A 13,642-nucleotide genomic window follows, 5' to 3' on the forward strand; every position below is an offset into this window, starting at 1 on the left:
AGTATTCTCATTACCAAGGAGCGCCAAGCAAAACAAAACCAGACCAAAAGAAAGGATGGCGAAAATCTTGAGGATAATTATATTTTTGTGCTGCAGAGAGTCCTGATAGCAAAACCTCACCGGATCCTAAGACAACATCAGAGCCTTGGATTTTGATCTTGCCAGAAGAAAAATCTCGCTGCGTTTGGGCCAAAGCCGTCGATTTGGCAACACCATCACTGAGATAGCGATAAAACTGAGAGAAAAATGCTGATGTAGCCACATCATCAACGTACCAGAGGGAACCAATGGCACTTTTAGAGCCAGCCTGAAGTGCTAAACCAGCAAGGCCCATTTCACTATCACTGTCTCCCAAAGCACTACGACAGGCGCTGAGAACAAACAAATTCATAGGATTCAATTCTCGATTACGCCGAATTGACTTGAACGATTCAAAAGAGATAAAGCCATCACTGGTGTAAATCATGGATTCGTCAGGCCTACCACCCTTGAAGTCGGCATGAGTTGCCAAGTGGATGAGAGATTCATTCGAAGTGCGTAAGTCAGAGACGACGCGAGACGATGTAAATTGATCACCAATGATGGACTGACCACCATAATATTGAGCAATATTCTCAACTTCTTGATTCACGTATGGGAGTGGAGCCAGTCCTGAAAATTGGGTCGATCCCATAATTAAGATTTGATCAGTCTGAGGACTTGCAAGTGGTATCGACAAATCAGTCAGGGAAAGCGAGGGCGTAAAAGAAAATGAAAGTCTGTCCACAGCAAATTGACCTTGGCGAGCCAAGGCAGAGAACGGGATCGCTTGCAAACCACGATCTGCAGAAATCAACACAGTGGTTACTTCTTCAGTAGCCAATACATCTTGTATGGGCTCCAAAAAGAGTGAATACAACTTCGACGCCTCAGACGATGGAAGCGCTGGGTCCAAAGATCGCTGGCTTGTGATTTTGCCGTAAAAGCCACGGAGGAGGTCTGCAAATTCCGCAAGAGAAAGCTCAGTGCGACGTCCTATCACTGTGCCATCGGAGGTGATCAGGGTAAGATCAATAAAACCTTCAGACGAATCACCAACACCAAGATCAGAATTTTTAGTGAATGAAATATTGAGAAACGCTGGATTAAAAGAGAGATCGCTAAGTTTTGAATCGATGAGTGAAACATCACTAGAGGGATCACTGGCAACGGTAGCGACTGAGTGATTCAGAGAAGACAAACTAAGTGACTGATATACCTGTCGTGCGTCATTCAAACTCTGTGAAATTCCTGCAGGAGTCAACTCGCTAGCAGGGGTAGGGGTGAGGTCGTCGAGGCCGAGAACAGAAAGAACCTCAGCAGTATTGGTATCGATTGAATCCCGTAAGTTCGACGTAACAACACCAGCGTCGAGCGTTGAAATCTGAAAGGAAGGGGTTGCTGCATCACCGGATTCGCTGGACGCCGTTGGTCCGGATTGTGAATCAGAAGTGTCATCATTGGAAGCAGTCGAGGAGGCGCTATCATTGCCACCCTCTTCTGAAGAAGTTTGAGACTCGGAAGCTGATTCTGAATCTGAATCTGATTCCGAGCTCGATTCTGATGTTGATTCTGAACTTGCAGAACTATCACCGCTAGATTCACCGTCTGAATCAGCAGAAGCATCATTCGCCACTGAAGTTGTCTCTTGACTCGTGCCTTGAGTCTGAGAGGAACCGGATGTCTGGGTTTGCTCAGAAGAATTTTGACCATTATTATTGACTGAATCAACAACCGAATTACTTTCAGACTCGGTGGTGGTATTGGATGCAATGGATAATCCGTTCCTGGCATCCATCGAAACATCATCGTTATCACTCATCGAGGATGCCTCAATCAACACTTCATTGCCCGCATCAACAACAAATGTATCCGTACCACTAATTGTAGAAGATTCGATCAAAGCATCACCACCTGCATCAACAACGAAAGTATCAGTTCCTCTAATTGTCGAAGAATCGATCAAAGCATCACCACCTGCATCAACAACGAAAGTATCAGTTCCTCTAATTGTCGTGGAATCAAAGAAAGCATCGCTACCAACATCAACCACAACAAACTCATTACCAGCCAAAGAAGAATCAGCAATCGAGACATCAAAATCTGAAACAAAAGCGACATCTTGATTGTTGAAAAACTCAGAATTCAAAACGTCAATATTGCCAGTCAGTGCTGCGGCTTCGAACACACTTTTGTCAACATTCGACCCAAAAACAACAACATCACCTTTAGCAGACACAGCGAAAACGTCACTATCAAACAGTTCCGAGTCGGCAATCGCTGCATCACCAGTGTCCGATGCAACATCAACCGTAGAATTCACAGCTGTTGAATCCACAATCACCGAATCACCATCTTTGGAGACGACAACAACATCCGTGTCGACAAGATCAGAATCAACAATGCCCGCATCACCCGATTCGGAGTCAACATCTAAAACATTGTTGTCCAAATCGGAGTCAATAATGACAGAGTCACCATCAACAGATGTGGCAACAATAACGTTATCGTTCAGACCTGAACTGGAAATCACTGCGTTCCCCTGCTCAGCACCAATCACAAGGTCGTTGCCAACCACTGACGTGTCGAAAACATAGGCACTACCCATGGCATATGCATCGATGAACGCATTCCGTAAAAGCAATGAACTGGCAATCGTAATATCACCTGTGAGAGACTCCAAATAGGGATAAAGGTTATCGAGAAAATCAGAATTGGTAATCAGAACATCAGACGTCGATGAAACCATTGTAAAGGGACCATTGAAATCAATGCTGGAGTCATCAATATCGATCTTGCCTGCGGCATCAATGGTGAAATAAGGCAGCGCACTAACAGTGTCAAAGTCTGATTGATACTGCACAGATGTATAGGGCAAATTACGAAGAAGCTCGGAACTGAAAAAGACAAAGTCTTGACCAGCGTTAATAGTTATCATCTCATTATCATTAAGACTTGAGCGAAAATAACTAAAGTCACCAATGGTGGTAATTAACAGTGAAGTGTTTTGGTTAATCGAGACACCTGAGCTTGAGAGACCAGAAATACTATCTACGTTTAAAGCTCCACCGACCGTTATTGTGAGTGCAGTATTGCTATCAAGATTAGCGTTAGCAGCATTTAGATTACCAACAGTATTGATCGTTACAGCAGTATTCTCGCTGATTGAAACACCCGTATCAGACGAATTGCTTGGATCTGAAATCCTTAGTATATTTCCTGCATCAATATCAACGGATGAATTACCATCAATCGTTGAATCGTAGATAGACAGGTTTCCTTCCGAGTACAACGAGACAGCAGAATTATTATTAATGGTGGAATTCGACACTGTGAGGTCAGCACCGACATCGAGTGAAGTTGGCGCACTAATTGTGGAATTAGAAACACTAAGATTCGAATTTGCATGCACATACAACGCGCCGTCGACAGACAGTGTCACTCCGCTGATCGTGATTGGAGAGGCAGACGAAGAAAGACTGGTCGATGAACGATTGAGGAACGGGGTTCCGGTCAACAATTGAACTTCACTCAGGCTGGAATTAACTGAAAACTGCCCTGCACCAACCGGCAGTGTGGAGAGATTCGTTAAGGTAAGATCCGTTACATTGGAAAAAGAAGCACCTGTCGACAACGAGATACCATCCGGTGAGACGATGAACAAGTTACCCGATGAATCAAGGCTCAGCGGTACACTGAGGTTAAAACCATTGGATGATGAAGCGACACCGAGAATCACATTACTCTGAGCATCCGTTTCGATCGTCACTCCAGTAATCGAGGATTCAGCGGTCCGATTCGCATCAAACAAAGTAAAGCGATGAAATTTATTACTACCTGCATCCGTTCCACCGCTAATAGCACAAACACCTGATACGCAAGACTGCGTGCCTGAGCCACTATTAATGGATGTGCCCAGGCGGCCTGACGTTTCAATCTGCGACCTTGCTGGCTGGACGGTGGAAGCGACAACAACAACACAAGGAAGTCCCAAAGACAGAATAATCTGCTTAACAGAAGAAACAGACATTTGTTTTCGAGCGAATGAGGGAACGCCCTGAGAGGGCTATTAAGAGTAATTATACACCAATTGAACTAATTGATCATCAAGCAATCATCGATCGAAGTAATCACCCCAGAAAATAAACAACGGATCGCGAAATACTGAGAAAAAGTCGCTCGGCAAAAAGATTCAACGGGAAGACCATCGATCAGCATCAGCACAATCAATGATCTCAATACAAACAAACCACAAAAAAAACTGAAAAGGCATTGATCAATGATTCATGATAAAAAATTATAAATAAAAATGCCAATTATAAAAAACATTCAATGGAGATTTTATAATCCTAAAGGATAAAATCGTCAACAGAGAGAAGGGGACAGACAATTGAGCAAGAAAAACCATCTTCATTCGTTGTCAAAAAGGTGGATGTGACTACAATTAAGAAGGCTCTAGAACCCGATCAAACGGTGTTTGACTTTACAAAAGAGGCAAGCGAGGATCTTCAGTTATGGGTTCGCACCAACGGAACGATTGAGATCAAACAGAGCGGAACACAATTGATTGAAGAAGGCATCGTTAGCAACGATGTTGTGATACTGATGAAAGGCACAGTCGCTGTCAATACAACTGATCACAACGGAGATTCTCAACGTCTCGCCATTCTCAGCCAAGGAACGATCGTCGGTGAGATGAGTTGGCTAGAGAGACGCCCAGCAGTCGCAGAAATTGTGACAGAAACTGAAAGCAAAGTTCTGTTCCTAAGCATTGAACAACTGGATAAAATGCGAAGTGATGAACCTAAGCTGGCTGCTGAATGGCAGCAACTGATTGCTCGAAAACTAGCGTCTCAAATTATAAATCAAAATGCCTGGATCCATCGCTATGAAGGTTCTGGTGCTGAAATAGAACCGTTGAGGAAAGTTCTGGTGATGTTTGCAGAACTCAACGACATTGATCTCGATCAGATCGCAACCATGGGATCACTACGTCGAGTTCCAGCTGGTGGAATTCTGCTCAAGCAAGAAGAAGAAGTAGCATCCATCTTTTTGATCCTTGCAGGGGAAGCTGAAATTTTGATCAATGTCGACGGGAGCACCAAAAAAGTTGGTACATCCCGACGCGGTGAATTACTTGGAGAACTCACCCTCTTAACATCAGAGGCTCAAGGGGCGAGTGCCACAGTGAAAAGCACTAATGGAATGGAACTGCTCGAGCTTGATAAGGTCAAGCTAAAAGAAGCGCTCAGCGACAAACCCGAATTTGCAGATCGGTTTTTCCGCAGTCTGAACTGCATGTTGTCGCAGAGGAGCCGCGACCAGTTGCTGGCACGGCAACTTGCTGCTCGAAGTCGAACTGCAGAAGCTGAGGATGATGAAGACGCGCTTGATTTGACGCAACTCGGAAACATTAATCGAGCGGGCCAACGATTTCATGCCCTATGCCAAAAATTTCAAAATGGGGGAGTCGCAAGGCTGTGAAACTTAAGGCGGGAGAGCGGATCACATGGCCGATCACCAACTTCTTAACCACGCAGGATCACTTACTAGGGGCGATGCAGGGAATGCCATTCATTCGCATTAAGGCAAATCTTGCCTTACCAGGTCTTCCAATTGAATGCATTCAAAAACTAAAACTTGAGTTAATTGCAACACAAGACAATGACTTTATTGAGAACGTCAATTCAACCACTCCCGATGGAATCCATTGGTTAAATAATGAGATTCTTGTTCAATTGGGTCAAGTTATTAATTCACCAGTTGGTTCATCAATAGATGACATCTGTGCACTCCTGGAAGAGCTCTTCAATCACGAACAGTCAAAAAACCAGCAGAAGATCAAGACCCATCAATCTCTCCGATATCAAGCTGAAGTTGCACTCTTTAACGCAATTGAGGGCAACACGCAAATCGGCGCAGAGACACCAAGGCAAAACAATACTAGTGAACTCGCTTGCTTAATAGCGATGATCAAAGACATTAATGTCGAAGAAATTATCGATATCAAAATACAGCAATCAAATACGAGAGATCATCTTCAACAATTGCTTGAAAACAACGAATTAATTGGCCGAGAGGTACTTATTAATGAAGAAAACCTAAGAAGTGATTGCGGAGATTTAATCGCATTCGCTGAAGAAGGAAGTCATTCACCCATCCTGCTAAAAAACACATCACGTGGATATGTGATGCTGGACCCGAAAAAGGGGAGTTCAGTTAAGGATATCAATCAATACCCTGAGGCTCTGAAAAATATTAGCCCGCGAATGATATCAGTAAACCGATCGCTAAGCAAAAAAGACTTAAGTACATTAGGCCTACTGCGATTTGCATTCGGTGAATCAAAAGATTCTACTCAATACGTAATCTCCGGATTGCTCATCGGATTGGCTGTAGGTTTTCTGCTGTCCATTGGACGAGATATTGGTGCTTCACGTTGGATATTCACACTTGGCGCCAGTGGGGTTGTTTTAGGTACTGCTTTGGGATTCGTCAGTCAAGGCTTTCGAAGTGGTATTGCCCTGATGTCGGTCGCGACAGGACTCGCCATGCTGACGCCGACATTCAACACGATCATTACTAACAACGCGCTTCCAGATCAGGATTTAGGGCTCTTACTTCAAATCAGCCTTGTAATGGTCGCAGCTGGCGTGACTCGCGTAGCTTTGGAGTGGCTCCAAAGCCGAGATGTACTCCTCACCCAACACCAAGGCGCAGCAAAAGTGCAGCTCGCTGGGATGTACCGGCTTTTAAGCCTTCCAACGGAGTTTTTCCGAGTGCGCAGTATTGGTGATTTACAACTGCGTTTTGGAGCTTTTGAAGATATCAGGCTTGAAATTCAAAGTCTGATAGAAGGGGGACTTATACGCCTACTTCTTATCAGCACATATGTGCTATTCATGCTCAAGATAAGCGTAAAACTTACGATACTTGCCATCATTTTATCAGCATTCATTGCACTTCCAACGATTCTAATCGCCACTCAGTCAAGGAAACTAAAACGCCGTCAGGAGATCACCGAGTCAGAAGCACAGAGTCGTAATCTTGAGTTAATCAATTCTGTTAGTAAACTACGAATCGCTGGAGCTGAAGCACAAGCAGCACGTTGGTGGGCAGAGCCATACAAGCAAGTAATTAGCTTAGAAAATGCAATTGATGCAAAAGAAGCAGCTGCAGAGCTTATTAAGAGCGTCATGCCCAATCTTGGGACTTTGATGATTTACATCATGATCACAAAATTAATCGCTGAAGCGACTTCCTCGACCATAGTCAATGCTCCCAACATTGGCCAACAATTGGGATTCTTTGCTGCATTCAACACCTATATCGGGGGTATCGCGGGATTAGCCGGTCTCTTGACTGGAGCCTTTGATCTGCCGGTGTTGTACGAGCGAGCAAGACCAATCCTGGATGAAGCACCTGAAGCCAAAGACAACACCAAAGAAGTCGGTGTCCTGCAAGGCGGTTTCCAATTGGATCGCGTGAGCTACCGCTACAAGCCTGAGATGCCCCTAGTTCTGGATGGAGTCAGCTTTGCAGCCAAGGCTGGTGAGTATGTAGCCATTGTTGGACCATCTGGATCCGGTAAATCAACGCTAGTGCGCCTTCTCTTGGGTTTTGCCCAACCAGAAAACGGAACGATCCTTCTCGATGGCAATCCACTATCAGGGCTTGATCCAAAAAGCGTGAGACGCCAAATTGGAACTGTCCTTCAAAGCAATTCTCTTTTCAGCTCCTCGATCATGGAAGCCATTGCTGGAGGAGCCGTGATCCAGGAAGATGAAGCTTGGCATGCTGCAGAGCTCGCCGGACTCGCCGACGACATCCATGCCATGCCCATGGGGATGCACACGATGATTCCTGACGGCGGAGGAACACTCTCAGGTGGTCAGAAACAACGAGTCGCCATTGCTCGAGCCCTGGTACGCAAACCACGATTGCTGATTTTTGATGAGGCCACCAGTGCTCTCGATAATCACAGCCAGGCTGTAGTGGCGCAGAGCTTAGACAAACTGTCCGTGACACGGATTGTGATCGCCCATCGGTTAAGCACGATCCGCCATGCAAACCAAATTATTGTGATGGAACGTGGGCAAGTGAAAGAGAAGGGAACATACGAGACACTCATGGACAAGGGAGGTCTCTTCAAACGATTAATGGAGCGGCAGGTTCAATGAGTCTTTTCAGAAAAACTGCTCTTGATGCACTCTCTACACCAGAACAGCTCAATCAGCCTCTCCAATTGCTGCGACCGTCCCAGTGGCTGCTTCTGATCTCGCTCGGGAGCTTTAGCCTAACGATCCTGCTGTGGTCAATCCTGGGAAAAATTCCAGTCAGAATCAGCGGTAAGGGCGTGCTTATTCGACCAAATAGTCTGTCTGTAGTGCAGAGCGAGACCAGCGGCCAAGTGCTTGACGTGCCAACACAAGTTGGCGATTGTCTGGAAGAAGGCGAGCAAATGGCACGAATTGATCCGGTGAGTCAAGATATCGAAATTAAGGCGGCAAAGACTCGGCTCTATCAAATGATCAGCCAAGACAGTGCTCAAGATGCCCTTGGAGAAAAACAATTGCAATTATTACAATCTGATGTTGAAAGGATCAGACATTTATCGGACATTGGAGCGATTTCAACTGACGAAATTAATCAACGCAATCGCAGACTGACCCAATTGCGATATGACATCAAAGCAGCTAACAATAGACGGGAACAGAACATCCAAGAGCAAAGAAATCAGATCAACTCCCGGCAAGAGGAAATTGAACGCCTAAGCATCATTCGTGCTCCAATCAGCGGATGTGTTGTCGATCGTGGGATCCACATTGGCGAGGTGGTGCAATCCGGAAGCACACTGTTCACCATTCAGAACCAAACTGACTCAAAAACTCTCGAGAGTCTGGTTTTTTTTCCAGCACGAGATGCCAAACGTCTACAGATCGGGCAACGCGTCAGGGTCAGCCCGACGACGACCAAGCAACAACGGCATGGCGGCATCGAAGGCGAGATCACAAGCATCAACGTTTTACCCATTCGTGATGATGCTGTGATCAAACGCTTGGGAGTGAGATCCCTACTGGAGTCCGTTCGGGGCCCACAAGCAGCTCCATTGATTGAAGTGGGCACAAGCCTTCAGCGCGACCCCAACACTGTCAGTGGATATGACTGGGGAGGCGGTGAAGGTCCAAACATTCAAATCACAACAGGAACAACAACCAATGTTCGCGTTCTGGTGGAAGAAAGGCGACCGATCAGTTATGTGATCCCAATCCTGCGCGATTTAACCGGAATTTATTAAAAACTTCCACCATGCTAATCACGACGCTCAAAACCATTCGAAACAGCCATGACGCCAAAACCCAGGGACGTTGGGTTCAGACACCAACGCGGCTGCAAATGGAAAGCACCGAATGTGGAGCCGCTGCCTTGGGTATCATCCTCCAGCATTACGGTCGCTACGTTCCCCTAACGCAACTCAGAGAGCGTTGTGGCGTCTCCAGGGATGGAAGCGATGCTGCAAATTTGATCTTGGCAGCTGAAAGCTACGGACTCAAAGGAAAGGGTTTTAAAAAAGGAATTAAAGCACTTCGAAAAATCAAACCACCTGCCATTGTCTTCTGGGAATTCAATCACTTTCTTGTTTTCGAAGGGTTTATTGGCGACAACATCGCTCTCAATGATCCCGCCCTTGGCCCAAGAATGGTCAGCTTTGAAGAGTTTGAAACCAGTTACACGGGGATTGTTCTCACTCTGGCCCCTAACGAAAGCTTTGTGCGCGAAGGCCAAGTGCCCACAGTGTGGCCGATTGTTTGGCGACGACTGCTGTCAGAACCTGGTGGAGCAACCTTCATCTTGATCTGTGGCTTGCTACTGATCCTGCCGCAATTAGTCATGCCGGTGTATGCACAGATCTACATCGATGAAGTGATTAACAATGGCATGCAGAGCTGGCTGAAACCGATGCTCTGGGCCATGGCCATCACCATCGGTCTGCAAACCGCGCTTCAGTATTTACAACTCCTGGGAACACGCACCTTGGAACGACGCCTGACACGTCGCTTCAGCGTGCGTTTTGAGCATCAGATGCTGTCTCTACCAGAGCGTTTCTACAGCCAACGCTATGCATCCGACATTGCCAGCCGTATGGATGCCAACGCGAGCATTGCTGCATTCATCGGCAGTCGCATGATTCCAATGGCAACGTCAGTGGTGTTGCTGATGTTTTACCTAATTCTCACCATTCTCTACAGCCCCTGGCTCGGTCTTTTGGTGATGACGACAACAGTAGTGAATGCAGCCGTTGTGAAAGCCAATCTTAGAATTCAAAAAGATTCCAATCTCACCTTACAAAAAGATAGCGCCAAAGCAATGGCAACCACAATTGCTGCCATCAGCAGCATTGAAACAGTCAAGGCTTCAGCACTTGAGAACGATATTTTTCGCCGTTACTCGGGCTATCAAAGCCGGCTATTGAACACCTTTCAGCGTTTGCAATTACGCAATGCTCAAATCCGAGTCATCCCCAATGCACTCACAACACTGAACGAGGTTGCAATTTTCATCCTTGGTTTCTTTCTGGTCATTCAAGGAGAACTCACACTTGGCATGCTGCTTGCTGCTCAAACCATCGCCCTGTCGCTAAAGACACAAATCGACAGTGTCATAACCTTCGTTCAGCAACTACCAACCTTTGAAGCCGAAGTACTGCGCTTAGAAGATGTACTTGAGCAGCCCCATGACCCACTGATCAGCCAAGAGCAAAGCCTCGAGTGGAACCAAAGCAGCAACCGATTGAGCGGAGAGATTGTTCTCAACAATGTGAGCTTCGGCTTTACCGCAATCAAAGAGCCTCTCATCCAAAATTTCAGTCTCACCATTCATCCAGGGCAACGCATTGCTTTGATTGGTGGTAGCGGAAGCGGGAAAAGCACATTAGCCAAGTTAATTGTTGGCCTTCATCAACCCTCAGACGGTGAAATTCTGTTTGACGGCGCATCACTCGTCAATATCCCGAGGGCCATCAGCACCACATCACTTGCGATGGTTCAACAAGACGTTCAACTGTATGGATGTTCAGTTCAGGACAATTTATCCCTTTGGAATCCTTCCATCAGTCGATCGGACCTCCAGAGGGCCTGTGAAGATGCAGAAATCGCTGAGGTGATTCAATCGCTTCCTGAAGGTCTCAATTCCGTGCTGAGTGAAGGAGGAAGCAACCTGTCAGGCGGGCAAAAGCAGCGACTTGAACTCGCCCGTGCCTTAGCTCAAGATCCGAGTGTTTTGGTAATGGATGAGGCCACATCGGCACTCGATGCTGAAACCGAGCACCACGTGATTGAAAATCTGAGGCGTCGTGGCTGCACCCAGATCATCGTGGCGCACCGACTCAGCACGATCCGCGATGCCGATCTGATTCTCGTTTTAGATCGAGGTCAGGTGGTCCAACAAGGACAACACCACACCATGATTCAGGAACCTGACAGTCCCTATGCACGCCTTCTGCAGGAGAGCGCATGAATCGTCACGATGGAGAGATCAGGCTTCCAACGTTTCAGGTCAACGTCAGGGGGCCGTTCTGCAACACACATCAAACCAATCTGGGGCCCGTCAGGCTCATCCAGGGGTGAAACGGCGATGAAACACGTCCGCCATCTGATGCAATCCACCGGGCCCTACCTAGCGGCCTTAGGAATCCTGGTACTGCTGCGCAGCACCGGCCTTGCACAAACTCTTGATCTGGTGGTCTACGACCTGATCACCAGTCAACGATCCGAGGGATCTGGGCAAGACCAACCGATCACCCTGGTGGGGATTGATGAAAGCGACATCCAGCGCTTTGGATGGCCCATTGATGACGGCATCTTTTGTGATGCCTTCGATGAACTCAACGCCAAAGGCGTGACCGCTATTGGCTTCGACATCTATAGAGACCAAGGCGTAGGAGCCGAGCAGCAATGCCTGCGTGATCGCTTCCGTGGTCAGCCCACCTTGGTGTCCATTTTCAATGTGGCTGCAGGAATTGCAGCAGTACCGGGCACACCCATCGAACGTCAGTCGTACAACGACCTCAGCCTGGATGCTGATGGAGTTGTGCGTCGTGACCTGGTGCATGTCACCGGACAAGACGAAGCCACAGTGGCATTCCCCTTGCGCGTACTGGAAGTCGCCACCGGTGATCGATCCTTACGGGACTCCCTGGATGCGGGCACGAATCCAGGTCCATGGTTATCGGCGGATGGTGGGGGCTACCACAACGAAATCGATGCAGGACTCGGGCTGCAGCGGTTGCTGCGCTTTCGCGAACCGCGCAGTTACGCGACCTACACCCTCGCTGAAGTGGTCGATGGTGCCGTGCCCGAAGACGTCCTTCGAGATCGTGTCGTGTTGATCGGCAGCACAGCACCCTCCCTACGCGATCTTTTCGAGGTGCCTCACACGCGATTCGATCGTGGTGAAAGCCTGTTCACCATTTCGGGGGTGGAGGTGCATGCCAATCGGCTTGCCAGCCTGATGGATGAACGCAGCGGAAGCTTTCAACCAGGTTGGCTGATGCCTGGCTGGGGCAATCTGCTGATGGTGATTGGCTTCGCCGGCACAGGACTGCTATTCGGGGAGCGCATCCCCAAACAACGAATCAGCATCCTTGTTGTAGGCCTTGTGGCCACTGGAGCTGCTGCAGGGCTCGGAGCGCTGCTCTGGAACCACATCTGGATCGGTATGGCCATGCCGCTGACAGGGCTATTGAGTTTCAGCGGTGCAGCTTGGCTGCGCCGTGGGATGGAAAGCCAACAACACACCCAACAGATTCAACAACTACTCGGCCAGACCACCTCGCCAGCGGTGGCGCAACAACTGTGGGAACAACGCGACTCTTTACTCAGTGATGGGCGTTTCCAAGGGCAACAACTCCCGATTACCACGCTATTCACAGACACGGCCTCATTCACCAGCGTGTCGGAAGGCATGAGTCCACGGGAATTGATGAACTGGCTAAACCGCGGCATGGAGATCTGTGTGCCCGCAGTCACTGAACGAAATGGCATGGTGAACAAGTTCACCGGCGACGGAATGCTGGCCGTGTTCGGTGTTCCATTGCTAGGAGATCCATCCGCAGAAGCCCAGGCAGCAGTTGAAGCCGCATTCCAAATCAAAGAGGGGCTGGTGACACTCAACGAACAGCTCAAAATTGAAAGTAAACCCATCATGCGCGTGCGCATGGGCATTCACTCCGGCGAAGCACTGGTGGGTTCGATGGGCAGTGCAGAGCGGATTGAATATGCCGTGATCGGCGATGCTGTGAACTGCGCATCGCGCCTAGAGAGTTATGACAAGAATCGCCATGAAGGAGTGCTGAGAGTTCTGCTCTCAAGTACCACATTGAAACTCCTGCCAACAGTGTTCCGCGAATCGTTGAACTTGAACCACTGGGGACCGGTCCACGTGAAAGGTCGCGAAGAGCCACTGGATGTCAGTGAGTTGAAGTTTGACACCAAACAAAATGAAGGCTTTTAAAAAGTGGGGATTAGCAAACCTTCAAACGTAGAATATGGCACTGCAGAATCCTGTAATCCTGGAGAAACTTGAGTAAAGACGTCAAAGCCAAAGTCATTAGATATTGATACTC

General features: G+C 47.7%; 6 protein-coding genes. 5 read left to right on the forward strand and 1 reads right to left on the reverse strand.

All coding sequences use genetic code 11. The features are described from left to right. Positions 1 to 10: 10 nt before the first annotated feature. Positions 11 to 4,048, reverse strand: coding sequence for a CHAT domain-containing protein (locus SynA1825c_RS12515; RefSeq protein ID WP_186469588.1), 4,038 nt, complete (start codon positions 4,046 to 4,048; stop codon positions 11 to 13). A gap of 398 nt (positions 4,049 to 4,446) precedes the next feature. On the opposite strand from SynA1825c_RS12515, the gene SynA1825c_RS12520 reads away from it, so the two are divergent. From SynA1825c_RS12520 to SynA1825c_RS12540, 5 genes are all read left to right on the forward strand, one after another. Beyond that, positions 4,447 to 5,502 (forward strand): cyclic nucleotide-binding domain-containing protein, encoded by a 1,056-nt coding sequence (locus SynA1825c_RS12520; protein ID WP_186469589.1) that lies wholly within the window; start codon positions 4,447 to 4,449, stop codon positions 5,500 to 5,502. Continuing rightward, positions 5,463 to 8,198, forward strand: a complete 2,736-nt coding sequence (locus SynA1825c_RS12525; protein ID WP_255478392.1) for an ATP-binding cassette domain-containing protein — start codon at positions 5,463 to 5,465, stop codon at positions 8,196 to 8,198. Before SynA1825c_RS12520 ends, SynA1825c_RS12525 begins: the two co-directional genes overlap by 40 nt. After that, positions 8,195 to 9,316 carry an HlyD family efflux transporter periplasmic adaptor subunit gene (locus SynA1825c_RS12530; protein ID WP_186469590.1) on the forward strand — a complete coding sequence of 374 codons (1,122 nt, stop codon included), beginning with the start codon at positions 8,195 to 8,197 and terminating at the stop codon, positions 9,314 to 9,316. The genes SynA1825c_RS12525 and SynA1825c_RS12530 overlap by 4 nt, the downstream gene beginning before the upstream one ends. A gap of 11 nt (positions 9,317 to 9,327) precedes the next feature. Beyond that, complete coding sequence (locus SynA1825c_RS12535) at positions 9,328 to 11,535, forward strand: NHLP family bacteriocin export ABC transporter peptidase/permease/ATPase subunit (RefSeq protein WP_186469591.1); 2,208 nt, start codon at positions 9,328 to 9,330, stop codon at positions 11,533 to 11,535. A 117-nt stretch (positions 11,536 to 11,652) separates the two neighbouring features. Beyond that, positions 11,653 to 13,530: a CHASE2 domain-containing protein gene (locus SynA1825c_RS12540; RefSeq protein WP_186469592.1), complete on the forward strand. Its 1,878-nt coding sequence runs from the start codon at positions 11,653 to 11,655 to the stop codon at positions 13,528 to 13,530. Positions 13,531 to 13,642: the final 112 nt, after the last annotated feature.

This window comes from Synechococcus sp. A18-25c, from assembly GCF_014280035.1.
Classification (GTDB): domain Bacteria; phylum Cyanobacteriota; class Cyanobacteriia; order PCC-6307; family Cyanobiaceae; genus Synechococcus_C.

Excerpts from the sequence above, each read along its gene's own strand:
- SynA1825c_RS12530 (WP_186469590.1), top strand. The coding sequence starts at position 8,195 with ATGAGTCTTTTCAGAAAAACTGCTCTTGATGCACTCTCTACACCAGAA.
- SynA1825c_RS12540 (WP_186469592.1), top strand. The coding sequence starts at position 11,653 with ATGAAACACGTCCGCCATCTGATGCAATCCACCGGGCCCTACCTAGCG.
- SynA1825c_RS12535 (WP_186469591.1), top strand. The coding sequence starts at position 9,328 with ATGCTAATCACGACGCTCAAAACCATTCGAAACAGCCATGACGCCAAA.
- SynA1825c_RS12525 (WP_255478392.1), top strand. The coding sequence starts at position 5,463 with ATGCCAAAAATTTCAAAATGGGGGAGTCGCAAGGCTGTGAAACTTAAG.
- SynA1825c_RS12515 (WP_186469588.1), bottom strand. The coding sequence starts at position 4,048 with ATGTCTGTTTCTTCTGTTAAGCAGATTATTCTGTCTTTGGGACTTCCT.